The following is a 25,616-nucleotide window of genomic DNA, read 5'->3' on the forward strand; positions in this document are numbered from 1 at the left end:
GGGATCGGGGGTCGGATGCCTGCATCCGACCTACAGCGAGATACCCAGCGACCAGGTGAACAGGGTGTAGGTGGCAATGGTGATCAGGACGATCCCGATCAGGTTCAGCCATATCCCGCCGCGGATCATCTGGCCGATGGTCACATATCCGCTGCCGAAGGCGACCGCGTTGGGCGGTGTCGCCACCGGCAGCATGAAGGCGCAGGTGGCCGCCAAGGCCACCGGAACCGTGAGCAGCAACGGGTCCAGGGACATGCCCATGGCCACGCCGCCGGCGACCGGGAGGAAGGTCGCGGCCGTGGCCGTGTTGCTGGTGATCTCGGTCAGGAAGATAATCGCCGCCGTCACCACGATGACCAGCAACACCACCGGGATGCCGTCGAGCCCGGATGCCTCCTCGCCGATCCAGTCCGTCAGTCCGCTGGAATTGAACTGCTCGGACAACGCGAGCCCACCGCCGAACAGTAGGAGCACACCCCACGGGAGTCGGATCGCAGTGTCCCAGTCGAGAAGTCGAACACCGGGCGTGACCCCGCTGGGCAGCAGGAACAGCAGGACGGCCGCGGTCATCGCGATGCCGGTGTCGGAGATGGGCGGGTTCTCATCCCAGATCAGCGGGACCGCGATCCACGAGACGGCGGCGAGGCAGAAGATCACCGCCACCCGGATCTCGCCCTGCGACATCGGGCCCAGGGCGCTCAGTTCATCTTTGATGAGTTGCCGACCGCCCGGGATGTCGTCGATCTCCGGTTTGAACAGCACGTGGGTGAGCAGGAACCAGCAGATGACCAGGAACACCACGGCCACGGGCACTCCCGCGATCATCCACTCCAGAAAGCCGATGTCGATGCCTTCGCCCTCGAGGTAGCCCACCAGCAGTGCGTTTGGCGGAGTGCCGATGATGGTGCCGAGCGACCCGATCGACGCCGCGTAGGCGATGCCCAGCATGAGCGCGGTGCCGAAGTTGCTCTTGATCACCATCGTGGTGATCTGTTCGTCCTTCGATTCCGCTGCGCTGCCGGATGTCTCGTCCTCGTCGACCTTCCGGTTCATGTCGAGCACCAGGACGAGCACCGACACCCCGATCGGAATCATCATGACCGCGGTCGCGGTGTTGGACACCCACATCGACAGGAAGCCGGTGGCGATCATGAAACCGGCGACGACCATGGTCGGTCGGGTGCCGACGGCGCCGACCGTCACCAGGGCGATCCGCCGGTGCAGATTCCAGCGCTGCATGGCGAGCGCGAGCAGGAATCCGCCCATGAACAGGAAGATGATGTTGTTGCCGTAGGACGCGCCGACGTCGTTGACCGAGACCTCGGAATCGAACACCGGGAAGATCACCAGCGGGATCAGCGCTGTCGCCGGGATCGGGATGGCCTCGGTCATCCACCACAGGCCCATCAGGACCGCGGTAGCGGCGGTCAGCCGAGCGTTGTGATCGACGTTGTCGGGCATGACCACATACACGAGAACAGCAAGGACGACGCCGGCGCCCAGCCCGATCCACTGTCGTCTCCGCCGGCCGCGTGTGGGCTGTTCGGCGCGTTCGCCGGCCGACTTCTGGTCGATCTCCGAGTCGTCGTCCGCTACGGTCGCGCGTCCCGCCTGCTCGGGACCCTGCCTGTTCGCCATCGAACCTCCTCGAGCTGTCATCGTCGCCAGCCTATCGTCCCTTTTGTCCGATATTCGCGGATATGGCGAAGCGCGGTGCCGGCAGCGGCGTCGGAGGATAACCCGTGTTCGCACAGAAGGATTCGTTCGGCACTGGTCGTCGACTATCCTGACCTGCATGGGAGATGACTGGCGAGAATCCAAGGTCGCCGACGTCCGGGCACTCATCATGCGCGCCGACCCGAACATCGTCGAAGAGATCAAGTGGCGCAAGCCCTCCAACCCGGACGGCGTGCCGACCTTCTCGCTCGATGGTCTGCTGTGCACTCTCGAGACCTACAAGGACAAGGTCAAGGTGACCTTCGCGAAGGGGGCCTCCTTGCCGGACCCGACCGAACTGTTCAATGCCAGTCTCGGGGCGGGCGTCCGGCGAGCGATCGACGTCCGGGAGGACGACGCCCTCGACGATGACGCCTTCGTCGCCCTTGTTCAGGCGGCGGTCGCAATCAACCGCGAGTGATCCGCGGTGTGGTGCGGACGGAGCGGGGTGGTGCTGGGACCACCCCCGATGTACCGCCAACGCCAGTGAGGTCACGTCGACACCGGCCTAACGTCGCCGTCATGACGGAAACAACGACGTTCGATGACCCGACACCGAGCCCGACCACACTGCCCTCGCCGCCATACGACGCTCCCGACGACAGAGCTCGATCTGCGTGGACATCGTTGGCGCGCAACCCTCTTCGCTACCTGATCTCTGCCGATCCATGGCGCGCGCTCGTGCACCTGGCAATGTCACTCGTATTCGGATGGCTCTGCTTCGGCCTCTACGTGGTGATCATCCTGCTGCCGTTCGCGCCGGCATGGTCCTATCTGCTGGCCAAGGTGGAGCGGCAACGGATCGTCCTGCTCGGTGTCGTGCCGATCGTGAACCCACATCCGCCGCTCCGGGAGCGCGCGTTCACCGCACGGATCGGTGACCGTCTCGGCGAGGCGGCGACCTGGCGGGAGACCGGATATTCGCTCATCATCGCCGCTGCGGCGCCGTTCCTCTCGATCGGGCTGTTGGTCGCGGGCGCCGTCGTCGGTGCGTGCCTCCTCGCGCCGTGGCTGATCACCATGGAACCGGTGATGATGTTCGGCGGGTGGGTCATCGACACGCAGCCAGAGGCATGGACGCTGACCGCCGTCGGTGTGCCGCTGGCAGGCATCCTGCTCTACCTGTGCGCCGGGGTCTCCGCTGCGCTGGCCACGCTCGCCCAGGCGTTGCTGGGCCCGCGCGAGGAGGAACTCGCCGCTCGCCTCGCCGAGTTGCATGCCTCACGCGGCATCCTGGTCACGTCTTTCGAAGGAGAACGCCGCCGCATCGAGCGCGATCTGCACGATGGCCCGCAGCGCGATCTGGTCGGTCTGTCGATGCACCTCGGGGAACTGCAACTCGCCGTGGAGGACGAGAAGATCCGAGCCCAGGTCGCCGTGGCGCAGGACCGCGTCGAGCAGGTGCTGGCCAGCCTGCGGGACACTGTCCGCGGGGTTCATCCACAGGTTCTCGACGACCACGGGGTGGCGGCTGCCTGTGTGGAGCTCGGGCGGGGCCCGCTGCCGGTCCGGGTGATCTGCCGAGCAGGCTGGTATGACGGGCTCCGGCTACCCGCGGAGATCGAGAAAACGATGTACTACACGGCGAGCGAAGCGGTGACCAATGCGACCAAGCATGCGCATGCCACTGTCGTCACCATCACCCTGAGTGAGTTCGACGGGATCGCCTCCATGGAGATAGTCGACGACGGGGTGGGCGGGGCCGACATCGGACACGGCTCCGGATTGTCGGGTCTGATCGAGCGGGCTGCCGCGGTCGGAGCGGAACTGAGCGTCGCCAGCCCGCAGGGTGGACCCACCCGCCTGTTCTGGACGACGAGGAGGTGACGGTTGCGCATCGTCGTGGCGGAGGACTCGGTCCTGCTGGCCGAAGGTCTCACCCGTATTCTGCGAGCGGCCGGCCATGACGTGACGGCGACCGTCACCGATGCCGGCGAGTTGCGTCGGGTGGTCTCCGACGAAACCGATCTCGTGGTCACCGACGTCCGCATGCCGCCGGGACACGGCGACGACGGGCTGCGGGCCGCCCTTGAGATCCGCTCGCGCAGAACCGGTTTGCCCGTCCTGGTGCTGTCGCAGTATGTCGCGTCGGCGTACGCCCGTGAACTGCTCGACTCGGGTGGCGCCGTTGGCTACCTCCTCAAGGAGAGGGTCGGTCGCGTCACGGATTTCCTCCGCGCCATCGATACGGTGGCGGATGGGGGAGTGATCGTCGACCCGGAGGTCATCGGCACGATGCTGCGTCCGTCGGTCCTCGACCGACTCACGCCGCGCGAAACAGACGTCCTCCGGGCCATGTCCGAGGGATGCGCGAATGCCGAGATCGCCTCCCGTCTGTCGGTGTCCGACGCGGCGGTCGCCAAACATGTCGCGAACATCTTCGCCAAACTCGATCTGCCCCCACAAGAAGGCAATCGCCGGGTTCGAGCGATCCTCACCTATCTCGCGGAACACTGAGCCCCGAGATCGACGCCCCGGGAGTAGAGCGCCGAGAACCGAACGCGGGTGTTCGCAACGCGCCCCAACACAGATGACGGTGAACGTAACGCTCAGCGTTACGTTCACCGTCACCTCATGTCAGGCGTGCCCGAGGAGATCCGGCGTCACGATCGGGAAGCCGCAGAGTCGTCGGCCTTCTCGGCCGACACCGGCGCCTGCACGTCGATCTCCGTGGTTCCCTCGGGCAGTTTGCGCGACGGGGCGGTCCGAGCGTGTGTGATGTAGAGCGTCAATCCCACGAAGGTGAGTCCGCCGACCAGATTTCCTACGACGGTGGGGATCTCGTTCCACACGAGATAGTCGCCGATCGAGAAATCTCCACCGAGCATCAGTCCGGACGGGAACAGGAACATGTTGACGATGGAGTGCTCGAAACCCATGTAGAAGAACAGCATGATCGGCATCCACATCCCGATCACCTTGCCGGTCAACGACGTCGACATCATCGCCGCGACGACACCGGTCGAGACCATCCAGTTGCACAGGACTCCGCGGATGAACAGCGTGAGCATGCCCGCCGCGCCGTGCTCGGCGTAGCCGAGGGTGCGTGATTCGCCGATCTGACCGAGTTGCTGACCGATGGCGTCTGGTTCGACGCTGAAGCCGTAGGTGACGATGATCGCCATCATCACCGCCACGGTGAACGCACCCAGGAAGTTCCCGAGGAACACGAGACCGAAGTTGCGCAGCATGCTCCTGAAGGTCACACCACGTCGTCTGTCGATGAGCGCGAGAGGGACGAGGGTGAAGACACCGGTCAACAGGTCGAAACCCATCAGGTAGAGAAGGCAGAATCCGACCGGGAAGAGCACAGCGCCGAGCAGGGGCTCGCCGGTCCGCACGGTGACGGTGACCGCGAACGCTGCGGCCAGGGCGAGGATGGCGCCGGCCATGTAGGAGCGGATCAGGGTGTCTCGCGTGGACATGAACGATTTCGCCTCGCCGGCGTCGACCATCGCCTTCACGAAGTCGGCCGGCTTCACATACGACATGAGTACTCCTCAGGTGGACAGTGATCGCCCGACAGTGAACCCACCCGGAATGTCGCGTTTGTGTCATCCGTACGAACCGGTGTTACGACCTTCTCACCATGTCCGCCGGCTGTTGTGATGTCGAGCTGTCACCCCGGCCGACGTGCAGTGATCTGGTCGACACCCATGCGTCCGTCACGGAACGCCATTCGTCCACCGACGAGATAGAGCCGCCAAACCCGCGCCACCTCGTCCCCGACGAGATCGACGACCTGCGCCCAGTTCTTCTCGAAGGTCTCGTACCAGACGTCGACGGTGCGGACGTAGTGCTCACGCATGGCCTCGGTGTCGCGGACCTCGAGCCCGGCATCCTCGAGCATCTCGACGGTCTGGCCGAGCGGACGCATGTACATGTCCGGTGCGATGAACGATTCGATGAACGGCCCACCGCCCGGATGGTTGCCCGCCGGCCGCGACATCTGCTGGATACACACGAGTCCGCCGGGAGCCACCTTGTCGTGCAGCGTCTGGGCATACACGGGGTAGTTCCGTTGGCCGACATGCTCGCCCATCTCCACGGAGGCCACTGCGTCGAACGGTCCGTCGGGGATCGCGCGGTAATCCTGTACCCGGATCTCCACCTGATCGGTGAGACCGCGTTCGGCGACCCGCGCGTCGATGAAGGCCTTCTGCTCGGCCGAGATCGTCACGCCGACGACCTGGGCGCCGAACTGTTCGGCTGCGCGAAGACTCAGCGATCCCCAGCCGCAACCGATGTCGAGGAGCCGCATGCCGGGCCGTCGATCGAGACCGACCTTGCGGCACACGAGATCGAGCTTGTCCGCCTGGGCGTCGTCGAGGGTGTAGCCGGGGTCCGTCGACGTCCAGTAGGCGCTCGAATACGCCATGTGGCTGTCGAGGATCAATTCGTAGAAATCGTTGGACAGGTCGTAGTGGTGGCTGATGGCGGCACGGTCCCGGGTCATCGAATGCAACCTGCCGCGCACCTTCGCCTGGGACGCCGGCGCCGGGGTGGGAAGACCGAGCACGTCGAGCCGCCACGCGAGGCGCGCCACGTCGAGCAGCAGGCGCGGGGTCACGCGCCGACCGGGCAGTTGTCGAGTACGCGCCCAGTCCCAGACGTGGGTCAGCGCGATGTCGAGATCGTCGCGGACGTCGAGTTCGCCGGTGACATAGGCCTGCGCGGCACCGAGTTCGCCGGGATGCCACAGGATTCGGCGGACCGCATCCGGGCTGTACAACACCACGCGCGGGGCGTCGGCCGGCCCGGCCGAACTCCCGTCCCACGCGGTCAGATGAACCGGCAGCTCACCGCCCAGATGACGCGCGAGCGTCTCTGCGATCTCCGACGCAACCGACATGTGAGTTCCTCCGTGCGCTCGCCCTCCGCCACCCGGTTCTCCCGGGCGGCCAACGTCCTGACCGGTGTTCGGCGCGCGCATGCCGTCGGATGGGTCGGGAGGCGCAGGCGTCACCGGGAAAGTCTCGCGCACCGCCTCCGGTGGTCACCAGATGACGGCGACGGCGGCGGCCGTCAACGACAACAAACCGGCCGCGATGAACAGGGGGCGCGGGACTGCGGTGCCCGACCGTCGTTGTCGCGCGCTGCCCATGCCGAGGACACCGCCCAGGGCCACGAGGAGTGCGAGTTTGACGGCGATCTTGGCATGGTTCAGGTCGATGCCGGCAGGCCACGGTGCGGAGAGCGCTATTCCGGTCAGCAGGGAGAGGAGAAGGCCGTAGTCCATGACTCGCGTGAACCGGAAGCGACGTGCCGCCGCTTCGCTCGTCAACGCACCGAAGGTGATCGCGAAGCCGACAATGTGAACGAGAACGACCATGTCGCGCACCGTGTCCATGATGTCGTTCCGGTTACCGGGCGCGTCGGAGATTCATCCGGAGTTGATAAAAGGCGAACGTCCCGGGACTGCCGATCAGGTCGGTGTAGCGGTCGACGACGTCGTCGACGAAGGCATCGGCGTCCGCCGGTGACAGGCGGCCGGTCCAGTCGCCGAATCCGACCGCACACCAGTCCCGGAAGGCCTCGCGCGATCCGAAGTCCCAACTCTTGTCGGCGACGGTCTGATCGGTCACCTCGAGGCCGGCCGCGGTGACCAGCGCGGCGAACTCCGCTGGAACCGGATGGACGAAAGGCGCTCGGAAGTCCCGGAACTCGTCGACCCAGCGGGGTTCGGCGGTGACGTCCATCGCGACGTCCTCGAGGCTGCGTCGTGGGCCGGCGCAGACGAACACGAGCAGTGATCGACCGTCGGGTCGCAGCGCAGCGGCGATGTTGCGCATCGCGGTTGCCTGATCATGCACCCAGTGCAACGCGTTGAACGATGTCACCACATCGAATTCGCCGCTCGCGTCCACGGTCATCACGTTGCCGGCGTCGAAGGTCGCCGTGGTGTCACGACGGCGCGCGGCCTCGATCATCCGGGGACTCGGGTCGATACCGACGATCGAACCGTGCGGGAGGCGGTCGGCGATCTGGGCGGTGACGAATCCGTCGCCGCAGCCGATGTCGAGCACCTTCTCATCGCCGTCGAGATCGAGGAGTCGCAAGGACTCGTCGGCCATCACCCGCTGGAGTTCACCGACCACGCCATACTGCGTTCCGTCCCAGTCCGTCATCCGATCATCGTCGTCGTGGGCCGCCGAAAGGGCAAGGGATGTCGTCGACGCGTCGGGGCCGGTCACACGTCCGGTCGCCGGCCACGGGCGACGTCGAGCAACGCCCGCATGTGTACGCCGCGCGCGCGGCGCAGCGCTGTGACGGCGTGATTGTCGGCCGGCACCAGCAGCCGCAGACCACCGGGATGGCTACGGAATCGCAGCGGCGTCGGCATCTCGCCCGCCTCGCCGTCGACCCCGACGAGAGCCGTCCCGCTGCGTGAGCGGATCTCCACGGCGTCCGTGGCGAACTCGTGCCAGTACGGACTCGATCGGCGGAGGCCGAGCGCCGAGCGTGCGGTCAACCGGGCGGCCTCGGCGGCCGTGGTCGCCGACACGGCGATCACCCCGAGCGTGCCGGTGTCGAGCCGGGGCCGGGTGACCGCATCGAGCGATGCCGTGGTGGCGTACGGGTTGTTCGACACCATGATGAGGTAGGCGCCATCGACGTCGGTTCCGGACGGTGTCGTGAACTGCAGGTCGAACGGTGTCGAGTCGGGACCGATCAACTCGGGCAACATCGCGGCCGCGGTCTGGGTCTTCTCTCCCCGGTACGACTCCTGTTGGACGATGGTCGCATACACCCCGAGTGACACATTGTTGACGAAGAGTCGACCGTTGACGGTGGCATGGTCCACCCGCCGCTCGACGGCGTCGCCGAAGGCCCGCAGCGTCGTACGCGGATCGTCCCGGTGGAGGCCGAGATCGAGTGCGAAGTGATTGCGGGTGCCCGCGCTGACGCACACGAAGGGCACGTCGTGCTCGACGGCGACCGAGGCGACCAGTGCCTGTGACCCGTCCCCGCCGGCCATCCCGAGGCAGTCCGCGCCGCGCGCGATCGCGTCACGGGCCAATTTCTCGAGGTCGTCGCCCGGTTCGAGAACGACTGTCTCCACGCCCATCTCGTGTGCGGCGGACACCAGGCCGAAGCGCTCGACCTTTCCGTCCCCGGAGCGTGGATTGCAGATCAGCACCGGCCGCCGTGGATGGTGAGTTCGCCGTTCTCGGTCGAGCTCGTGGAGTTCGGGTACAAGCGCGTATCGCGTGCCGGCCGAGGCGACTCCCATCAGGATGACCATCGCCCCCAGCCGGATCACCACGGTGTCGGCTCCGCTGAGCGCGAGTGCCAGCGACGTCGCGACGATCACGAAACCGAGCACGACGGCGATCGTTCCACCGATCCGCCGACGTCCCGCTTCGGTCACCATCCACCACGCCCCGGCGCCGGCGAGTGCCACACCGGCGAGGCCGAGCACGATGTGAACCCCACTGTGGATGAGGAAGAGCAGGATCAGCACGGCACACGAGGCGATCGCCGCGAGTGCGATGATCGCGCTCAGACGGCGGCCGGGTGTGGGGCGGCTGCCGGCGCCCGTGCGTTCCCGGTTGGTCTGCGACAACGGGTTTCCGCCCGGCGTCACCGCGGTCTCATCGTGCGCGGCCATGCCGGTGTGCATTCGGTCACAGTCTCGAGATTACCCGAGCTGACATGGCACAACGCCCCGGAGACGGTTCCGATGCCGCCGGTCGCGTGGCGCCGTGATCCGTGGCGGGTGAAGGTTGATCGATCCGACCCCCACCGAGAGGAACTGCCATGAACGCGCCCATCATGCCGAAGGACGATGCCGCCGAACTGATCGTCGCGGCCCGGATACGGCAAGGACTCTCCTGGGCCGACATCGCCGAGAGGATCGACGCGCCGCTCGTCTGGACCGTTGCGGCACTGCTCGGTCAGCATCCGGTGCCTGCCGACAAGGCCACCCTGGTATGCGAGCTACTCGGACTCGGGGAGGGCGTCGTCGAGAGCCTCACACGCCAGCCGACCCGGGTCGCCCACGACGCCGCGGCATCGGACCCGACCATCTACCGCTTCCACGAGGCGCTCGCGGTGTACGGCCCTGCCCTCAAGGAGCTCATCCACGAGGAGTTCGGCGACGGCATCATGAGCGCGATCAACTTCAAGGTCGACATCGCCCGCCGTGCCGACCCGGACGGTGATCGCGTCGTGGTGACCTTCGACGGAAAATTCCTCGATTACCGCTGGTGAACGCGCGGCGAACCATGCTGATCGGCGAAACCGCCACGATGCCGATCGGCCGGTCGTAGAGTCTGTCGTCGGCCACACCCGGCCGGCACCCGGCGCCGTCGATCACGGCACCGAACTCGGACAATACGCGCGATCGGCGCACATCGGTCGCGCAGAGGGGACCGATCTGACGATGACGGATTTCCATCCACCCCAGGACGCCACAGCCTCCGGCGACGCACCGCCGGGGCAGCTCGGCTCGGGCCTCAAACCCCGTCACATCACCATGATCTCCATCGCCGGCGTGATCGGCGCGGGCCTCTTCGTCGGTTCGGCGAACGCGATCGAGGAAGCCGGGCCGGCGGTTCTCATCTCCTACGCGTTGGCCGGCTCCCTGGTGGTGCTCGTGATGCGCATGCTCGGGGAGATGGCGACGTCGAGTCCCGACACCGGGTCCTTCTCGGTGTACGCCGATCGCGCCCTCGGCCGGTGGGCCGGCTTCTCGGTCGGCTGGTTGTACTGGTGGTTCTGGGTGCTGGTGATTCCCGTGGAGGCGACGGCCGCGGCGGAGATCCTCACGAATCTCGTGGGTGGCGCCCAATGGATCTGGGCTTTGGCAGTCACCGTCGCGTTGACCGTCACGAACCTGATCAGCGTCGGCAACTACGGCGAGTTCGAGTTCTGGTTCGCGCTCATCAAGGTGGTCGCCATCGTCGCGTTCATCGCGATCGGCCTGCTGGCCATCCTCGGCCTCATCCCGAGTTCGGAGGTCAGCGGAATACACCACCTGTGGGAGCCGGATGGGTTCATGCCCAACGGTTTCGGCGCGGTCATCGCCGGGATGCTCGTGACGATGTTCTCGTTCATGGGCACCGAGATCGTGACGATCGCAGCCGCCGAATCGCCGAACCCGGAGCGGGGGATCACCAAGGCGGTCAACTCGGTCATCTGGCGGATCTCGCTGTTCTACATCGGGTCGATCTTCGTGGTCGTCGCCCTGATGCCCTACGACCAACTCGACGACGGGTCCTACCAATCGGTGTTGGAGGCGATCGGCATTCCCGGGTCGGCGTTGATCATGGACATCGTGATCCTCACGGCCGTGGCGTCGTGTCTGAACTCCGCGCTCTACACCGCATCGCGGATGCTCTACTCACTCGGCAGCCGCCACGACGCACCGCAGGCCGTCAAGAGGTTGACGTCCGCCGGGGTGCCGTGGGTCGCGGTCCTCGCGTCGATGGTGGTCGGCTTCGTCGCCGTCATCGGCAACTATGCGCTGCCGGACAAGATCTTCGGCTATCTGCTGTCCACGAGCGGTGCTGTCGCGCTGTTCGTCTACCTCAGCGTGTCGGCCAGCCAGCTCGTGCTCGGGCGGACGATCCGCGCCGACGGGCAGCGACCTGCCGTGCGGATGTGGCTGTTCCCGTACCTGACGATCGTGGTCATGGCGTTCATCGTGGGCGTGCTCGTCCTCATGGTGTTCGACGACGACCAACGTCAGGCGATCGGCTTCTCGGTGCTGTCCCTGGTGATCATCGTGATCCTCGGGGTCGCGGTGCAGCGCCGTCACGCGGGGCAGGACAGGGACGTCGAGGTGGGCGCCGGCGGCGGGACCTGAACGCGTCAGCCCAGGTCGATCCGGACACCGGGCACCGATCGCAGGTCGTCGGCGTCCATCACATCGGCCATCGTGACCGGGCCGAGAGACGACGACGTCGCGGCGGCGATCGCCGCGCGGGCGACCAACCTTCCCGTCGTCGTCGACTGACCGCGTCCGACAGCCGAGATCTGTTGTCCTGCTCGACGGTTGGCCACTACGACACTCCACCTGTCATCGCCCAGATGAGGTGCGCGATCGAGCAGCGGACGAAGCCGTGGCAGCCGTCCGACGATGCCCAGGCCGATCGTGGACAGGCGATCGCCGAGCGCCAGATAGCTGCGGACGGAGATACCGCCGGGATGTCCGACGAGAACGTGATCGGGGAAGTCGGCCCGCAGGTAGGTGCACGGGCCGCTGCCGGCATCGAAGCGGCGGCGTTCGCGGAAGTTGACCACCGGCGACGGCTCCGGCGCGGCGTACAGGGCCCGCCCGGCGAGGCCGGCCGTCCACGCCACCGCGGCCGCACCATGGGTTTCACCGGAACCGAGGAGGATCGCCACGTCGACCGAGTCGCCGGGCCGGTGGTCGAGCGCGGCGACCAGCACGGTGGTCAGACCGGGCGCGAGTCCCGCGCCGAGTACGGTCGCCGTCGGGACCGGTAGGTCGGCCAGCCGGTCGAGATAGTCACCCGATGCCGACATGTCGACGAATGGAATCGCCTCGCACGCCTGGCGAATGGCGACGTCCTCGATGCCTGAGGCATTGACGACGACGTCGTGATCGGCCGCGGCGGAGGCGAGCGTACGGAGACCGGGCGGTGTCCGGAGATCGATCCGCAGGCCGCGGATTCCGACGGATCGACCGGTCGGCACGACGTCGTGTCCCAGGGCGCCCAATTCCGCGCCGACGACGCTCCCGACCGCGCCACGACCCCCGAGGACGAGAGCTCTCATTCCGGTCACCGTACCGGTCCTCCCTCGACCACACCACGAACGATCGGTACTTGGGTCGGCGACGGGTGCGGTCGATCTGTCTACCACTACGCGGCCCGCACCGGACATTCCGTCGGTTGCCGGACCGTCGTCGGGGCAGCAGAGTTGCGCCATGACCCTCGGTGCACCCATCCACGATCCCGACGCGGCGGCTCCGCAGGCCGGCTACGGCGACAAGGTGCTCGCCGTCGAGCCGGGAGGTAACGAGCCCATCCCGCTCGACGCGCGGCACGGCTCGCCACGCGGGCTGTTCTGGACCTGGACCGCACCGAACCTCGAGTTCGCGACCATCTTCGTCGGCGTGATCTCGATCCTCTACTTCGGCCTGTCGTTCTGGCAGGCCGTCGTCGCGATGGCACTCGGCAACCTACTCGGTGCCATCGCGCACTTCCTGTTGTCGGCGGAGGGGCCACTGCACGGTGTGCCGCAGATGGTTCTGGGGCGCTTGTCCTTCGGATACCGCGGCAACGTGCTGCCGGCGACCTTCATGGCGATCATGTGCGGGGTCGGGTGGTTCGCCACGAACAGCGTCAGCGGCGCATTCGCGCTCTCCACCCTGTTCGGGATCACGCCGTTGCTCGGCCTCGTCGTGATCGTGGTGGCGCAGACCGCGTTCGCGTTCTTCGGCCACAATCTCGTGCAGCGGTTCGAGCGGTTGGCGGCACCCGTGCTGGCCGTTGTCTTCGTGATCGCGGCCGTCATCATCTTCAGCAAATCTCACGTGTCGGCTCCCGCCGCGGACGGCGGATTCTCGATGGGAGGCTTCCTGCTGACCGTGGGCGCCGCCTTCGGTTACACGGCCGGCTGGACCCCGTACGCCGCCGACTACACGCGCTACCTCCCGCCGACGGTGTCGAAGATGCAGACCGGCCTGTTCGCGTCGGCGGGTTTGTTCCTCTCGTGCACGTTCCTGATGGTGGTCGGCGCCGCCTCGGTCACCATCGGTGATCCCGCATCGGACAACCCGACCGAGGCCTTCACCGCGAATCTTCCCTCGGCCGTCGCCGATCTCACCTTGCTCGCGATCGCCGTCGGCGCCGTCGCCGCCAACGCGATCAACGTCTACTCGGGGGCGATGGCGTTCGTCACCATGGGCTTCCGGCTCCCGGTAGGACTGCAGCGTGCGCTGGTCAGCGTGTTCTTCGGTGTCGTCGGATTCCTCGTCGCCTGGTGGGCGCTGGCCGACGCCGCCGCATCGTATGAGGCCTTCCTGCTCCTGGTCGCCTACTGGATCGGACCGTGGCTGGGGGTGGTCTTCGCCGACCGCCTGCTGCGCCGGGAGCCACCGTCGTTGGCGATGCTCTACGACACCCGCTACACCAACTGGGGCGGCGTGGCGGCCTTCGTGATCGCGCTCGCCGCATCGGTCCTGCTGTTCTGCAATCAGGAACGATTCGTCGGCTTCGTCGTCCGAGCGGTCCCGGAACTCGGTGACGTCGGTGCATTCGTCGGGTTCGCCCTCGCGTTCGTCGGCTACCTCGTGCTGGCCCGCCGCACGGTCGCCCGCTCGGAGACCGCGTACCACTGAGGCGTACCTCGGCCGCAGCGGTTCTCACGGGAGTCGCCGGCCACCGTCGTCATCGGCGATCGTCCGACAGTCGGTCGCTCGCACGAAAGGTGCTGAGCGCCAGCAACATCGACGGATACATCGCCGCCGAGGTCGGATCGAAGCCGAGGAGACCGCGGATTCGCTCGAGGCGCTGATACAGACTCTGGCGGCCGATGTGCAGTGCCTCGGCCGACCGCGTCGCGCTGCACCCGTGCCGAAGGTGGGTCTCCAGGGTGACGATCAGACGGGACGAGTGGACGGCGTCATGCGCGGTGAGTGGTCCCACCAGTTCGAGAAGTTCCTGTCGGACGGCCGGATCGGTTGTCCGGACAGCGGCGTCGACCGCCAGCTCGCGCCCGGTGAACACACTCCGGCCGCCCCGGGTCGTGGCGCCGTCGAGTCGTCCCGCGTTGCGGATCAATGATCCGCTGATGGCCGCGGACAGTTCCAGGCCCGATGGGACGGCGCCGAGGTGAAGACCGTCACCGACAACCGCCGTGATCCGTGCACTCGGGTCGACAGCGGCGGCGATGGCCGCGGCGACACGCTCGACCGGGTCGTCGCCGGTGGGGGAGACCGTCACCGCGACAAGGGCGTACACCGTGGCGTCGACGGTGGCGAGCACCGTACCGGCCGACGCCGCGACGCGTGACAGGATCGCCTCGGCCATCCGCGGGTCCGGCGCCTCGGCGGCGACGGTGACCAGCACGACGGAATCCGACACCGGCACACCGGAACCCGCCATCCGCGAGAGCAGGTCGGCGCGACGAATGGGGCGGCCGGCGACGAGTTCGGACACCAGCCGGGTGCCGAGCGCGGAGCCGCGTGTGCCCGAACGCGTGAGCGCCGAGGCCAGCGGGCCGGCGGCCACCGACAGCAGGGTCGCCACCTGATCGTCGGGCACGCCGGGTGCGCCGGCCGTGCCGGGGCCCGCGACCAATCGCGCGATGTCACGTCCGCGAACCTCGACCGGAGCCGACGCGACCGCCGAATCGACGATGCGCCAGGCCGATCGGTCGTCGTCCACGCCGTGGGCCGCGAGGAGGGCGCCCCCGGAGCCGACCAGTACGACGGACCGACCGGTCACCGTCGCGACATGGGCGAGCATGCCGGCCACCCCGCCGGCGCCGGTCAGGTCCCGGTGCAGCGCGTCATCGAGTTCCGAGCGCAGCCGCAGTCCCGCGAGTTCGCCGGAGACGATGGCCGTGTTGGCCTCGCGGCAGACCTCGATGAACGGCAACACGCGTCGCAGTTCGATGATCGGGAGGCGTGCCGAGGATCCCTCGCGCAGCATCTCGTCGGGAACGGCGTCGAAGGTGCGACCGATCTCGAACGCGAGGCCCGCGACCCCGCGCTCGGCGAGGTCGCGGACGTAGTGCCGGCGGGTCCCGGCGTCGAGTCCGCCGAGTCCGAGCCCGGTGGTCAGGAGGAGCTCGCCACCCGCCAGGAGCGGACCGATCTCGAAGATCTCGCTCGAATGCACCCAGCCGACGGACACGTCGAGACGGTCGTGGGCGGTCAGCACGTGCGGATCCGCTCGTCGCAGATGCCGGTCGATGACCTGCCGGAGGGTCGGGAAAGCGGGTGTCGACGTCATGCCGTCAGACGATATGCACGTCTGGGGTTCATCGCAGGGCGACGGACTGTCAGTTGTCGCGGCACGCGGTGGCGGGCACGCTCGATGCATGAGCATCCGCACCGACGCCCTGTCGGGACTCGATCCGGCCGTCCTGCTCGACACCGCCTATCGGCAGGCCCGTCTCGGCCTCGACGAGGGCGGGATCCCGATCGGCGCGGCCCTCGTCGCCGCCGACGGCACGATGCTGGGAGAGGGACGCAATCGCCGTGTGCAACAAGCGGACCCGTCGGTCCACGGTGAGACCGATGCGTTCCGGGCGGCGGGGCGGCAGCGCGACTATTCGTCGACCATCATGGTCACCACCCTGGCGCCGTGCTGGTACTGCAGTGGACTCATCCGACAGTTCGGAATCGGAGCTGTCGTCGTCGGCGAGAATCGCACGTTCAGCGGTGGTGAACAGTGGCTGATCGACCTCGGCATCCCCGTCACGATCGTCGACGACGAGCGGTGCACCACGATGATGACCGACTTCATCCAGACGTACCCGGCGCTGTGGAACGAGGACATCGGGGTGCCGGACGCCGACGGCGACCCCATCGACACCGCCGGAGGCCCCGCATGACCCGCAGTCCCATCCTCACCGTCGACCTGTCTCAGTGGCGCGCGGGCGGGCCGGCCGCCGACCAGGTGTGCGCGGCAGTCGACGAGTCGTTGCAGAAGGCCGGCTTCCTGCTGGTCACGGGCCATGGGATCGACCCGGGGCTGCCCGCTGCGCTCCGAGCGGCGGCACGTGAGTTCTTCGCGCTGCCCTCCGAGGTCAAGTCGCAGTACGCGGTCGGTGTCGGTGGGCGGGGGTGGATCGGGCCGGGCATGGAGGCCAACGGGTACTCCGAGGGCACCGATACACCCCCGGACCTCAAGGAGACCTACAACTCGGGTGCGCAGACGCCGGTGGGAATTCCCGACGTGGACGACTACTGGTTCGCCCCGGACGTGTGGCCCGCGGAGGCACCACACTTGCGTGAGTTGTTCACGACCTGGACGGCTCAGGTGAAGGCGCTGTCGGACGATCTGTTGGCGCTGATGTCCGCGTCGCTGGGACTCTCGGGCTCCGCGAATCCGTTTCGCGGCCTGGCCGGCAACGCGACCTGGACCTCGAACATCAACCACTATCCACCGATGGCGGTGGTGGGCGAACCCGAACCCGGACAGTTCCGCATCGGACCGCACACCGACTTCGGGACGGTGACCGTCCTCGACCGGGAGCCGGGCGCCGGAGGTCTGCAGGTCTACAGCGACGAGGGGGGTTGGGCGGATGCGCCGTACGATCCGTCGGCGCTGACGATCAACATCGGCGATCTGCTCGAGTACTGGTCGGGTGGCCGGTGGCCGGCGGGGCGTCACCGCGTCCTGCCGCCGCAGGTCGATGCCCCGGAAGAGGATCTCGTGTCCCTGATCTTCTTCTACGAACTCGACCACGACGCCGTCGTGACGCCCATCGAACCTCCGATCGGGCGGCGAGCCGGTCTGCCACCGGTGGTCTCCGGCGAGTTCATCAAGGAGCGACTCGACGCGATCACCGTCGGCTGACCCGGAGATCTACCGGGAAGCACCACGATCGGGCACCGAGCAAGCGGGCACCGAGCGATGTGGCACAGAGCAGTCAGGCCGACCGTCCGGGCGGAGACGACAAACGGCTCCGCCGATCCGATGATCGACGGAGCCGCCCCGCTCCCCGGGGTCTTGTCAGGGCACCAGCCCGAAGGGGCTGCCGCCTCCGAAGGGCGATTGAGGCCGGCCGGACTGGCCGCCGTCGCCGGATTCGGGAATGGTGGTCTGTTCCTTGTCCACCGTGCTGCCCAGCTTCACCTGGACGGTCCGCGCGTCGTCGCCGGAGCCGATGGTGACCGGCACCGTCTCGCCCGGCGAGTGGGTCAGGACCTGCGCCATCAGATCTGCGTAGTTGCTGATCGGGGTGTTTCCGATCTTGGTGACGACGTCACCGGACTTGATGCCCGCGTCGGCTGCCGCGCCGTCCCGCTGGACCGAGGTGATCTGGGCGCCGGTGGTCTTGCTCTCTGATGCGAGTGAACCCGACACGCCGAGAACGGGTTTGGTGGCCTTTCCGTCCTGGAGCAACTCGTTGGCGACCCGCTTCGCCGCATTGACCGGGATCGCGAAGCCCAGGCCGTAGGCCTGCGGGCCTCCGTTCGCGGCCTGCCCGGTGTCGACGGCGGAGTTCACGCCGACGACCTGGCCCTGCAGATTCACCAGCGGCCCACCCGAATTGCCGGGATTGATCGGGGTGTCGGTCTGCAGTCCGTTGTAGACGGTCAGTCCGGAGCCGCTCTCGTCACCGGCGGTCACCGTCCGCGACAGTGCGCTGACAATGCCCGATGTGACCGTGTTGGAGAGGTTCTCGGGGCTGCCGACGGCGACGACCTGCTCGCCGACCTGCAGGCTGCTCGAGTCGCCGAGTGCGGCCGGGGTGAGCCCGGAGGCGCCGTCGAGTTTGATCACGGCGAGGTCATAGGAGGGGGAGGAGCCGGTGACCTTCGCGCTGTGGGTCGCGCCGTCGCTGGTCGTCACCTGAATCGTGCTGCCCTGACCTGCGGCGGCGACGACGTGGTGATTGGTCAGCACGTATCCGTCGGGGGAGAGCACGATCCCGCTGCCGACCGCGGTGCCCTGGGACGTCTCGACCTTGATGTCGGCGGCCGACTTCGAGGCGACCTGCGCCGCATAGGTCACCGAGCCGGGCTTCACGTCGGCGGCGTTGGCCGCATCCGCGGGTTGCGAATTGAGCACCGGCACAGACGACGTCGAGTCGTGGTCGAGGAGGGCGCTGCCGCCGACGCCGACGGCTCCACCGATCAGACCGGCGAGGAGAGCGGTGGCGATGATCGGCTTCGTCATCCCACCACGCTGACGGGCGGGGGCGGGCGGCGGATACGCTGCGCCGGCATGACTGTCCCACGGCTGATACGGCGGGAGATGGGGACCCTGCTGGTGGAGGGGTTCGGTGACCGGGCTGGAATGTCCGTCGGTCGGCTGGGATTCGTTCACGACACCACGATGCCGGGCCGGTATGAGAGAAGGGCAAGAGAGAAGGTAGCGATTTCCTGGCAGTTCGCTGGCCGGGTTCTCAGGGAAATCCGAGAAACCTTCCGCCCGCGACACTTCCGATCTGCCGCAGACGTAGCCGGAATCCTTGCCCCGCAGAGATGACGGCCATGTCGGGTTCAGCGGTCTCGACGCACCGCGATCTCGTCGCCCAGGCGGGAACCCGAGATCAGGGGGAGGTCGTCGCCGCTCCAGAACCGCCCGGGGTCGAACCAGTTCGAGTCCTTCGTCGTGTCGAGCAGACCGATCTCGGCGTAGGTGATCGCCACGACCTCGGCGCAATAGGCGGCCTGCAGCGACGCCGTCTGCTCGTGGCGGCGGGCGCGTCGTTCGCGGGCGCGGCGGTCGAGGACAGGGATGCCGCGTACGAGGTCCACACTGTTGGGGACTCGGCCGCGGAACCAGCGCCCGGCGAGCCGGGCGGTCGCCGGGAACGGCGTGCCGTCCAATCGGGCGATCACCTTCAGGAGGGCATCCTCCTGGGCTGTCGTGACGTCGGGCGTCAGTTGCCGGAGCCAGCAGTCCTGACCGTAGCGGTCCATCCACTGCATCACCGCTTCGCGTCCGTCGTGGAGCTGGACGCCGCGATGATGGTCGCCGGTCCACACATCGGTCAGCTTGTCGCCGAGTTCGGCATGCCACAGCAGCGGCGGCAGGTCGTCGATGGCCACGGTCATGGCGACGTGGTTGACCGGTGCGTTGGTCAGCGTCTGGATCGCCCGGTCAGGACCTGACCGGCCACGGAACAGCCAGACGTCGCCGGTGCGGGTCGCCTCGAGCGCCTCCTCGAGGCCGATCCCTGCTCCTGCGCCGGTGAGGTCGTGTCCTGTACGCACATGGGCAGGGTAGAACAGCAACTATCCTCGGGCACATGCGCAGCGCATGGAAATGGTTGGGTCTGGCCGGTGCCGTCGGCGTCGCTGCGGGTGGCGTGCTCGTCGCCCGCGATCAACGCCAACGCAATTCCTACAGTGCCGACGATGTCCGGGAGCGGCTGCACCGTCGTCATGCCGAGGCGAATGCACGCGACGTCGACGGCGGCGACGAGGCGCCGTGAATCCGCTTGCGGCGCTCGAGGCGCCGGTCGATCCGGTGACTGCCCTGACCCGCATCTCCTGGCTGCTCGAGCGGGATCGGCAGAGCACCTATCGTGTGGAGGCGTTCCGAAAGGCCGCGGCCGCGGCTCGCGGTGTCGGTCGCGACGAGCTCGCCCGGCGGACATCGGCGCGGACCCTGACCGACATCCCGGGGGTCGGCAAGACCACCGCGGAGGTCATCGCCGAGGCGGTGGACGGACGGCTTCCCCGGTACCTCGCCGATCTGCAGGGTGCAGCGCCGGTCTCACTCGCCGACGGGGGAGACGATCTCTACCGCACGATCCGCGGGGACCTGCACGCCCACACCGAGTGGAGCGACGGCGGCGCGCCGCTCGAGGAGATGGCCGCCGCGGCAACAGCTCTCGGCCACGAATGGATCGCCATCACCGATCACTCGCCGCGTCTGACGGTCGCCAACGGGTTGAGTGCCGAACGGCTCGACCAGCAGATCGGGCGGATCGAGGAGCTCAACGGCGAACGCGGCCGCGGTGACGGGAGCTGCCGCATTCTGAGCGGGATCGAGGTGGACATCCTCGACGACGGCGCGCTCGACCAGACCGACGAGATGCTGGCACGACTCGACATCGTCACGGCGTCGGTGCATTCCAAGCTGCGAATGGATGCCGCGCCGATGACCCGACGGATGGTCGCCGCGGCGTCCGATCCGCGGGTGAACGTGCTCGGGCATTGCACGGGTCGTCGCGTCGGCTCCGGTCGTGGCGCCCGGCCCCAGTCGGTTTTCGACGCGCGCGCGGTGTTCGGGGCCTGTCTCGACAATCAGACGGCGGTGGAGATCAATTCGCGTCCGGAGCGTGTCGACCCACCCGACGAGCTCATCGAGCTCGCCCGTGACCTCGGATGTCTGTTCGCGATCGACTCCGATGCCCATGCGCCGGGCCAGCTCGATTTCAAGGCGCTCGGTGCGGAGCGGGCTGAACGGCTCGGCATCGACGCCGACCGGATCGTCACCACCTGGCCCGTGGATCGACTGCTGGAGTGGGTGTCCCGATAGTTCGCCCCCCGATGGTGGGGTGCACCCTGCGGACACGAAAGACGCCGACCGGCGGGCCTTCGGGGGCAGGCCCACCGGTCGACGTTTCGCGCACGGTGGTCGTTCGGTTCGGACCATGTCCGAACTATTTGACCTCCGAGCGCAGTACGCGGATCACCCCCAGCGTCAATGGGATGGCGATCCACACGACTGCGGACACGACCAGGCGCGTCCATTCGCCGCCCGTCGCCCAGTCACCGGACTGGAACGGGGCATTGGTGGCGCTGGTGTCGACCCACTCGCCGAGGTTGTCCTTGAACCACGGTACGAGTTCACTCACCAGGGTGAGCGCGGTCGGCATCGCGAAGTAGGCGACGATCGCTCCGGGCGTGTTGAGAATCAGTGCGGCGAAACCGAATCCGAGCAGCAGACCGAAGATCTGCAGGATGGCCGAGTTCACCAGTCCGGCCGCGGTGAACGACCAGGACCCGGCCGGATCGGTGTAGACGATGCCTGCGATCACGTTGCCGACGGCCCCGAGTACCAGCGACAGGGCGACGGCCCCGACCCCGGCGATCAGCGCAGCCAAGAGCTTGGCGCCGACGACACGTTCGCGGCGTGGCTCCATGGTGAACGTGGTGAGCGCGGTCCGCTGGCTCCATTCCCCGGTCACCAGGAGGATGGCGAGGATCGGCAGGATCACCCCGGTGGGGATGTTCATCATCCCGAAGAACTGTCCGTAGGTGAGGTTCTCGGGACTTGTGCGGTTGGCGATGAGCATCGCGACGACGACCACCACCGAGATCACGCCGATCGACGCGGTGAGCCAGAAGCCGGCTCGGGTGTCGACGAGCTTGCGGAGTTCGACGGCGGTCAGGCGTGTCAGCGGGATCGGTGAGCTGCGCCGGTCGGGTCGTGCGCCGCCGGCGGTGTCGCGGGCGGGTGCGCTGTGGGCGTGGGCGGTGGTCATGACGGAGCTCCCTGGAGGACGGGTTGTTCACGCTGGGTCTGTGCGGTGAGTTGCAGGAACATCTCTTCGAGCTGTGCACCGTCTCCGGGACGGAGCTCCACCAGCACGATGCCGGTGGCGGCGGCGACCCGGCCGACGTCCTCCGGCGACGCCGCGGTGGTGAAGCCGCCGCCGTCGGACGGTGTGGCGTCGATCCCTGCCGACCCGAGCGCGGTGGCGAGAGCAGAGTCGTCGAGCGATCGGACGCGGGTCCCACCGGCGGCCAGCAGCTCGGATTTGGTGCCCTGGGCGACGATCCGGCCCTGCCCGATGACCAGGATCTCGTCGGCGATGATCTCGATCTCGTGCAGCAGGTGCGAGGAGAGCAGAACGGTGCCACCGCGATTCGCGTAATCGCGGAGCAGGGTGCGCATCCAGTGGATGCCGGCCGGGTCGAGACCGTTCGCCGGTTCGTCGAGGATGAGGATGTGCGGGTCGCCGAGCAGTGCGTTGGCGATGCCGAGTCGCTGGCGCATGCCCAGCGAGTAGTTGCGCACCCGGCGATCCGCCTCGGTCGGGGTGAGACTCACCATCTCCAGCATCTCGTCGACGCGAGAGCGTGGGACGCCCAGCGTCATCGCGCTCAGTCGCAGGATCTCGGCCCCGGTCCGGCCGGCGTGCTGGGCCGACGCATCGAGCAGCACACCGACCTGCGTTGCCGGATTGGGGATCTCCCGGTACGACTTCCCGCCGACGGTCGCCGAACCGGAGGTGGGTGGGGTCAGTCCGGCGATGATGCGCATGGTCGTCGACTTCCCCGCCCCGTTGGGTCCGAGGAAGCCGGTGACCTGTCCGGGCGCGCAGGCGAACGAGACATCATCGACGGCCGTGTGGTCGCCGTATCTCTTGGTGAGGTTCTCGACGGTGATCATGTCGTCCATCGTGCTCGGGCGGGGTGCCCGTGCACATCGGACGGGAGGCCATGCCGACCCCCTACCGAAGTCGGAGGCGGGTGTGGCCGACGGGATGAGGTGACCCCGAGGAACCGCCGATTACGGTAGGGGTGTGCGACCCGAGGACTATCAGCCGACATTGACGTGGTGGAGCCACATCTGGCGGTTGAGCCTCATGCTGCTGATCTCCGGCATCGCCTGGGGCACCCGCGTCGGATATCAATGGGAACACGCACGCTGGTGGTTCGTGTTGGATCTGGGCCTCGGCGTGCTCACCTACATCGCGGTCTGGTGGCGCCGATCCCATCCGGTGGCGGTCGCCACCCTCGGGAACGTCGCGAGCATGGTGTCCACCAGTTCGGCCGGGGCCGGTGCGCTCGCGATGGTCTCGCTCTCCACCCGACGTCAGTGGCGCGAGATCATCCCGCAGGTCGGTCTGTCCCTCGTGTGTGGTGTCCTCGGCGAGGAGTTCTTCAATGTCCCCGACGTCGAGGAACCACTGGTCTTGCGCTACGGGATCATGGTGGCGGTCATCGCGACGATGGTGGCCTGGGGTATGTACATCGGGTCGCGCCGCGAACTGCTCGCGAGCTGGCGCGCGCGGGCGATGCTGGCCGAGGCCGAACGGGACGCGGAGGTCCGGCAGGCCCGGTCGGTCGAGCGGGCGCGGATCGCCCGGGAGATGCATGATGTCCTGGCACACCGGATCTCGACGATCAGCATGTATGCGGGCGCATTGTCCTACCGCGACGACCTCGATCGCGCCCAGATCCGCGACACCGCGCAGACCATCCGTGAGACGTCCCATCGGGCGCTGACCGAGCTCCGCGAGGTGCTCGGTGTTCTGCGGGAGGGGCCGGGTGACGCCGAACCGGAACAGCCGCAAGCACTTCCGGAGGATCTCGAGGTCCTCGTCGAGGAGAACCGTGCCAGCGGAATGCGGATCGAGTATCACTGCTCCGCCGATCTGACGCAGATGTCGCCCGCCAGGTTCCGCACTCTGTACCGGTGCCTGCAGGAGGCCTTGACCAACGCCCGCAAACACGCCCCCGCCGCGACGGTCACCGTCCGTATCAAGGGTGACGAGGAGGCGGGCGTCGATCTGCTCGTCGACAATCCTCTGCCCCTTCGTGCCGACGACATGGCGCTGCCACGGTCGGGACTCGGTCTGGTCGGCGTCGCCGAGCGCGTGGCACTCAGCGGTGGCCGGCAGTCGGCGCTACGCACCGACGATCGTCACTTCGTCCTGCACGTCTGGCTACCGTGGCAATCATGACCGCGCGCATCATGATCGTCGACGACGATCCGCTCGTCCGTTCCGGCCTGCGCCTGCTGCTCGGCGGTGACGCCGACCTCGACGTGGTCGCCGAGGCCGGGAACGGTCAGGAGGCGGTGGACCGGTATGCGACAGATCCGGTCGACATGCTGTTGATGGACCTGCGGATGCCGGTGATGGACGGGATCGCCGCCACGACCGCGCTGAAGGCGCTCGACGTCCCTCCCGCGGTCATCGTGCTGACTACATTCGATGCCGACGACTACGTCGTCCGGGCGCTCGCGGTCGGCGCGGACGGCTTCCTGCTCAAGGACACCCCGCCACACGACATCGTCGCCGCGATCAAGAACGTGCTCGGCGGGCAGCCGGCACTGAGTCCGTCGGTGACGGCGGCGCTGATCAAACAGGTGGTCGCCGGCGATGCCGGTGCGGCCGGGCGCACCACCGACGCCCACGCCGCGCTGGCCGTGCTGACCGGGCGTGAGCGCGACGTCGCGATCTGCCTGGCCACGGGTGCGTCGAACGCGGAGATCGCCGCGCAGCTGTACATGAGCGTAGCGACCGTGAAGGCCCACATCTCGCACATCTTCACCAAACTCGGTACCTCGAACCGGGTGCAGGTGGCGATCCTGCTGCATGATGCCGGCCTGGCCTGACGGGCGTCGTCCGGGCAGGATACGGCCGGTGGCGGGCATGTCCGATTCTGTGGACACTGGAGGCCACACGGCGTCAGGTCACGCCGACGCCGACCCGCTACCTCAGGAGGACACGATGGCGGAGAACAACGGACCGTTCGGGATGAGCCCGGAGGACTTCGACAGATTCGCCCGCGAGGCCTCGGACGGCGTCCGCGACATGGTCGGCAAGTTCCTGTCCAACCCCGGCGGGCAGGCCACGTGGTCGACGCTGTTCTCCGAGACCGGACGCAGCCCCCGTCCCGAGCCGGAGACCACCGGGGAGACAGGCACCGGGGTCTGGGCCGTCTTCGTGGTGAGCGACGACGGCGGGGCGCGTGTCGAACAGGTCTACGCCACCGAACTCGATGCGCTGCGCGCCAACAAACACAACACTGATCCGCGCCGCAAGGTCCGCTTCCTGCCGTACGGCATCGCGGTGAGCGCGCTCGACGAGGACGACTCGCCGGAGGCCTGATCGCGGCCGACGTTGCTACCCTGGACGGGTCGACGATGACAATCCGGACGAGCCCGCCGTACCCGGCCCGCGACAAGACGGTGGCGTGGAGGTCTGTGCCATGTCGTGGCTCGTTCTCGTCATCTCCGGTGTGCTCGAAGCGGTCTGGGCGACCGCGATGGGCAAGTCCGAGGGTTTCACCAAGCTGGCGCCGAGCGTTGTCTTCGCCGCCGCGCTCGTCGCGAGCATGGGTGGACTCGCCTACGCGATGCGTGAATTGCCCACCGGCACCGCCTATGCGGTCTGGGTCGGGATCGGCGCGACCCTGACCGTCGTCTACGCGATGATGACCGGCGAGGAGTCGGTCAGCGTGATCAAGGTCGTGTGCATCGTGGCGATCGTCGGCGGTGTCGTCGGACTCAAGATGGCCGGCTGAGCCGTCACCCACACCGACCGCGAACCTCCGC

The 25,616-nt window shown here is 67.7% G+C and carries 26 protein-coding genes and 1 riboswitch; of the genes, 14 read left to right on the forward strand and 12 right to left on the reverse strand.

Going from position 1 to position 25,616, the window contains the following annotated elements:
* Positions 1–30: 30 nt before the first annotated feature.
* Positions 31–1,638: a DASS family sodium-coupled anion symporter gene (locus EEB19_RS16920; protein ID WP_187588349.1), complete on the reverse strand. Its 1,608-nt coding sequence runs from the start codon at positions 1,636–1,638 to the stop codon at positions 31–33.
* A 157-nt stretch (positions 1,639–1,795) separates the two neighbouring features.
* Here EEB19_RS16920 and EEB19_RS16925 point away from each other — a divergent pair, with 157 nt between their 5' ends.
* From EEB19_RS16925 to EEB19_RS16935, 3 genes are all read left to right on the forward strand, one after another.
* Positions 1,796–2,137, forward strand: a complete 342-nt coding sequence (locus EEB19_RS16925) for a DUF1801 domain-containing protein (RefSeq protein WP_187588351.1) — start codon at positions 1,796–1,798, stop codon at positions 2,135–2,137.
* Between the two features lie 101 nt (positions 2,138–2,238).
* On the forward strand, positions 2,239–3,543 hold the full coding sequence (locus EEB19_RS16930) for a sensor histidine kinase (RefSeq protein WP_187588353.1): 1,305 nt from the start codon (positions 2,239–2,241) through the stop codon (positions 3,541–3,543).
* Positions 3,544–3,546: 3 nt separating this feature from the next.
* Positions 3,547–4,173 (forward strand): response regulator transcription factor, encoded by a 627-nt coding sequence (locus EEB19_RS16935; protein ID WP_187588355.1) that lies wholly within the window; start codon positions 3,547–3,549, stop codon positions 4,171–4,173.
* 146 nt (positions 4,174–4,319) lie between these two features.
* On the opposite strand, the gene EEB19_RS16940 is transcribed toward EEB19_RS16935, so the two are convergent.
* The 5 genes from EEB19_RS16940 to EEB19_RS16960 form a co-directional block, all read right to left on the reverse strand.
* Positions 4,320–5,207: a formate/nitrite transporter family protein gene (locus EEB19_RS16940; RefSeq protein ID WP_187588357.1), complete on the reverse strand. Its 888-nt coding sequence runs from the start codon at positions 5,205–5,207 to the stop codon at positions 4,320–4,322.
* 128 nt (positions 5,208–5,335) lie between these two features.
* Positions 5,336–6,568 (reverse strand): cyclopropane-fatty-acyl-phospholipid synthase family protein, encoded by a 1,233-nt coding sequence (locus tag EEB19_RS16945; protein WP_187588360.1) that lies wholly within the window; start codon positions 6,566–6,568, stop codon positions 5,336–5,338.
* Positions 6,569–6,712: 144 nt separating this feature from the next.
* Positions 6,713–7,066, reverse strand: coding sequence for a Fe-S protein (locus EEB19_RS16950; protein ID WP_187588362.1), 354 nt, complete (start codon positions 7,064–7,066; stop codon positions 6,713–6,715).
* A 13-nt stretch (positions 7,067–7,079) separates the two neighbouring features.
* Entirely contained in the window at positions 7,080–7,844 is a 765-nt protein-coding gene (locus EEB19_RS16955; RefSeq protein WP_187588364.1) for a class I SAM-dependent methyltransferase, read from the reverse strand.
* Positions 7,845–7,906: 62 nt separating this feature from the next.
* Positions 7,907–9,328, reverse strand: coding sequence for a diacylglycerol kinase family protein (locus tag EEB19_RS16960; RefSeq protein ID WP_187588366.1), 1,422 nt, complete (start codon positions 9,326–9,328; stop codon positions 7,907–7,909).
* Positions 9,329–9,477: 149 nt separating this feature from the next.
* Between EEB19_RS16960 and cynS the strand changes: the two genes are divergently transcribed.
* Both cynS and EEB19_RS16970 read left to right on the forward strand, forming a co-directional pair.
* Positions 9,478–9,930 carry a cyanase gene (cynS, locus tag EEB19_RS16965; RefSeq protein WP_187588368.1) on the forward strand — a complete coding sequence of 151 codons (453 nt, stop codon included), beginning with the start codon at positions 9,478–9,480 and terminating at the stop codon, positions 9,928–9,930.
* Positions 9,931–10,102: 172 nt separating this feature from the next.
* Complete coding sequence (locus EEB19_RS16970; RefSeq protein WP_262365726.1) at positions 10,103–11,527, forward strand: amino acid permease; 1,425 nt, start codon at positions 10,103–10,105, stop codon at positions 11,525–11,527.
* A 5-nt stretch (positions 11,528–11,532) separates the two neighbouring features.
* On the opposite strand, the gene EEB19_RS16975 is transcribed toward EEB19_RS16970, so the two are convergent.
* Positions 11,533–12,462, reverse strand: coding sequence for a saccharopine dehydrogenase (locus EEB19_RS16975; protein WP_187588370.1), 930 nt, complete (start codon positions 12,460–12,462; stop codon positions 11,533–11,535).
* Between the two features lie 151 nt (positions 12,463–12,613).
* Between EEB19_RS16975 and EEB19_RS16980 the strand changes: the two genes are divergently transcribed.
* On the forward strand, positions 12,614–14,029 hold the full coding sequence (locus EEB19_RS16980) for a cytosine permease (RefSeq protein ID WP_187588372.1): 1,416 nt from the start codon (positions 12,614–12,616) through the stop codon (positions 14,027–14,029).
* 49 nt (positions 14,030–14,078) lie between these two features.
* Here EEB19_RS16980 and EEB19_RS16985 read toward each other — a convergent pair whose 3' ends face one another.
* Positions 14,079–15,647: a PucR family transcriptional regulator gene (locus EEB19_RS16985; protein WP_187588374.1), complete on the reverse strand. Its 1,569-nt coding sequence runs from the start codon at positions 15,645–15,647 to the stop codon at positions 14,079–14,081.
* Positions 15,648–15,735: 88 nt separating this feature from the next.
* Between EEB19_RS16985 and EEB19_RS16990 the strand changes: the two genes are divergently transcribed.
* A complete protein-coding gene (locus EEB19_RS16990; RefSeq protein WP_262365727.1) occupies positions 15,736–16,251 on the forward strand; it encodes a nucleoside deaminase in 516 nt (171 codons plus the stop codon).
* A complete protein-coding gene (locus tag EEB19_RS16995) occupies positions 16,248–17,219 on the forward strand; it encodes an isopenicillin N synthase family oxygenase (protein WP_187588376.1) in 972 nt (323 codons plus the stop codon). The genes EEB19_RS16990 and EEB19_RS16995 overlap by 4 nt, the downstream gene beginning before the upstream one ends.
* A 156-nt stretch (positions 17,220–17,375) precedes the next feature.
* On the opposite strand, the gene EEB19_RS17000 is transcribed toward EEB19_RS16995, so the two are convergent.
* Together EEB19_RS17000 and EEB19_RS17005 are read right to left on the reverse strand one after the other, a co-directional pair.
* Positions 17,376–18,695: a S1C family serine protease gene (locus tag EEB19_RS17000; RefSeq protein WP_187588378.1), complete on the reverse strand. Its 1,320-nt coding sequence runs from the start codon at positions 18,693–18,695 to the stop codon at positions 17,376–17,378.
* 176 nt (positions 18,696–18,871) lie between these two features.
* Complete coding sequence (locus EEB19_RS17005) at positions 18,872–19,588, reverse strand: guanylate cyclase (protein WP_187588380.1); 717 nt, start codon at positions 19,586–19,588, stop codon at positions 18,872–18,874.
* A gap of 35 nt (positions 19,589–19,623) precedes the next feature.
* Between EEB19_RS17005 and EEB19_RS17010 the strand changes: the two genes are divergently transcribed.
* Both EEB19_RS17010 and EEB19_RS17015 read left to right on the forward strand, forming a co-directional pair.
* Positions 19,624–19,809: a hypothetical protein gene (locus EEB19_RS17010; RefSeq protein WP_187588382.1), complete on the forward strand. Its 186-nt coding sequence runs from the start codon at positions 19,624–19,626 to the stop codon at positions 19,807–19,809.
* On the forward strand, positions 19,806–20,861 hold the full coding sequence (locus EEB19_RS17015) for a PHP domain-containing protein (RefSeq protein WP_187588384.1): 1,056 nt from the start codon (positions 19,806–19,808) through the stop codon (positions 20,859–20,861). The genes EEB19_RS17010 and EEB19_RS17015 overlap by 4 nt, the downstream gene beginning before the upstream one ends.
* Before the next feature lie 124 nt (positions 20,862–20,985).
* Here the strand turns inward: EEB19_RS17015 and EEB19_RS17020 are convergent, their stop codons facing one another.
* Positions 20,986–21,810, reverse strand: coding sequence for an ABC transporter permease (locus EEB19_RS17020; protein WP_187588386.1), 825 nt, complete (start codon positions 21,808–21,810; stop codon positions 20,986–20,988).
* Positions 21,807–22,730, reverse strand: coding sequence for an ABC transporter ATP-binding protein (locus EEB19_RS17025; RefSeq protein ID WP_262365728.1), 924 nt, complete (start codon positions 22,728–22,730; stop codon positions 21,807–21,809). The genes EEB19_RS17020 and EEB19_RS17025 overlap by 4 nt, the downstream gene beginning before the upstream one ends.
* Before the next feature lie 124 nt (positions 22,731–22,854).
* On the opposite strand from EEB19_RS17025, the gene EEB19_RS17030 reads away from it, so the two are divergent.
* The 4 genes from EEB19_RS17030 to EEB19_RS17045 all read left to right on the forward strand — a co-directional run bounded on the left by EEB19_RS17030 (position 22,855) and on the right by EEB19_RS17045 (position 25,585).
* Positions 22,855–24,018 (forward strand): histidine kinase, encoded by a 1,164-nt coding sequence (locus EEB19_RS17030; protein WP_187588390.1) that lies wholly within the window; start codon positions 22,855–22,857, stop codon positions 24,016–24,018.
* Entirely contained in the window at positions 24,015–24,674 is a 660-nt protein-coding gene (locus EEB19_RS17035) for a response regulator transcription factor (protein ID WP_187588391.1), read from the forward strand. The genes EEB19_RS17030 and EEB19_RS17035 overlap by 4 nt, the downstream gene beginning before the upstream one ends.
* Before the next feature lie 115 nt (positions 24,675–24,789).
* Positions 24,790–25,170, forward strand: a complete 381-nt coding sequence (locus EEB19_RS17040; RefSeq protein ID WP_187588447.1) for a hypothetical protein — start codon at positions 24,790–24,792, stop codon at positions 25,168–25,170.
* Between the two features lie 23 nt (positions 25,171–25,193).
* Positions 25,194–25,257: riboswitch (guanidine-III (ykkC-III) riboswitch) on the forward strand.
* Between the two features lie 13 nt (positions 25,258–25,270).
* Positions 25,271–25,585 carry a multidrug efflux SMR transporter gene (locus tag EEB19_RS17045; RefSeq protein WP_187588393.1) on the forward strand — a complete coding sequence of 105 codons (315 nt, stop codon included), beginning with the start codon at positions 25,271–25,273 and terminating at the stop codon, positions 25,583–25,585.
* Positions 25,586–25,616: the final 31 nt, after the last annotated feature.

The organism is Gordonia sp. OPL2 (assembly GCF_003797825.1).
Classification (GTDB): Bacteria; Actinomycetota; Actinomycetes; order Mycobacteriales; family Mycobacteriaceae; genus Gordonia.

Excerpts from the sequence above, each read along its gene's own strand:
- EEB19_RS17035 (WP_187588391.1), top strand. The coding sequence starts at position 24,015 with ATGACCGCGCGCATCATGATCGTCGACGACGATCCGCTCGTCCGTTCC.
- EEB19_RS16955 (WP_187588364.1), bottom strand. The coding sequence starts at position 7,844 with ATGACGGACTGGGACGGAACGCAGTATGGCGTGGTCGGTGAACTCCAG.
- EEB19_RS17045 (WP_187588393.1), top strand. The coding sequence starts at position 25,271 with ATGTCGTGGCTCGTTCTCGTCATCTCCGGTGTGCTCGAAGCGGTCTGG.
- EEB19_RS16970 (WP_262365726.1), top strand. The coding sequence starts at position 10,103 with ATGACGGATTTCCATCCACCCCAGGACGCCACAGCCTCCGGCGACGCA.
- EEB19_RS16990 (WP_262365727.1), top strand. The coding sequence starts at position 15,736 with ATGAGCATCCGCACCGACGCCCTGTCGGGACTCGATCCGGCCGTCCTG.
- EEB19_RS16960 (WP_187588366.1), bottom strand. The coding sequence starts at position 9,328 with ATGGCCGCGCACGATGAGACCGCGGTGACGCCGGGCGGAAACCCGTTG.
- EEB19_RS16930 (WP_187588353.1), top strand. The coding sequence starts at position 2,239 with ATGACGGAAACAACGACGTTCGATGACCCGACACCGAGCCCGACCACA.
- EEB19_RS16980 (WP_187588372.1), top strand. The coding sequence starts at position 12,614 with ATGACCCTCGGTGCACCCATCCACGATCCCGACGCGGCGGCTCCGCAG.
- EEB19_RS17020 (WP_187588386.1), bottom strand. The coding sequence starts at position 21,810 with ATGACCACCGCCCACGCCCACAGCGCACCCGCCCGCGACACCGCCGGC.
- EEB19_RS16985 (WP_187588374.1), bottom strand. The coding sequence starts at position 15,647 with ATGACGTCGACACCCGCTTTCCCGACCCTCCGGCAGGTCATCGACCGG.
- EEB19_RS17040 (WP_187588447.1), top strand. The coding sequence starts at position 24,790 with ATGGCGGAGAACAACGGACCGTTCGGGATGAGCCCGGAGGACTTCGAC.
- EEB19_RS16945 (WP_187588360.1), bottom strand. The coding sequence starts at position 6,568 with ATGTCGGTTGCGTCGGAGATCGCAGAGACGCTCGCGCGTCATCTGGGC.
- EEB19_RS16950 (WP_187588362.1), bottom strand. The coding sequence starts at position 7,066 with ATGGACACGGTGCGCGACATGGTCGTTCTCGTTCACATTGTCGGCTTC.
- EEB19_RS16940 (WP_187588357.1), bottom strand. The coding sequence starts at position 5,207 with ATGTCGTATGTGAAGCCGGCCGACTTCGTGAAGGCGATGGTCGACGCC.
- EEB19_RS16925 (WP_187588351.1), top strand. The coding sequence starts at position 1,796 with ATGGGAGATGACTGGCGAGAATCCAAGGTCGCCGACGTCCGGGCACTC.
- EEB19_RS16995 (WP_187588376.1), top strand. The coding sequence starts at position 16,248 with ATGACCCGCAGTCCCATCCTCACCGTCGACCTGTCTCAGTGGCGCGCG.
- EEB19_RS17010 (WP_187588382.1), top strand. The coding sequence starts at position 19,624 with ATGCGCAGCGCATGGAAATGGTTGGGTCTGGCCGGTGCCGTCGGCGTC.
- EEB19_RS16975 (WP_187588370.1), bottom strand. The coding sequence starts at position 12,462 with ATGAGAGCTCTCGTCCTCGGGGGTCGTGGCGCGGTCGGGAGCGTCGTC.
- cynS (WP_187588368.1), top strand. The coding sequence starts at position 9,478 with ATGAACGCGCCCATCATGCCGAAGGACGATGCCGCCGAACTGATCGTC.
- EEB19_RS16920 (WP_187588349.1), bottom strand. The coding sequence starts at position 1,638 with ATGGCGAACAGGCAGGGTCCCGAGCAGGCGGGACGCGCGACCGTAGCG.
- EEB19_RS17025 (WP_262365728.1), bottom strand. The coding sequence starts at position 22,730 with ATGGACGACATGATCACCGTCGAGAACCTCACCAAGAGATACGGCGAC.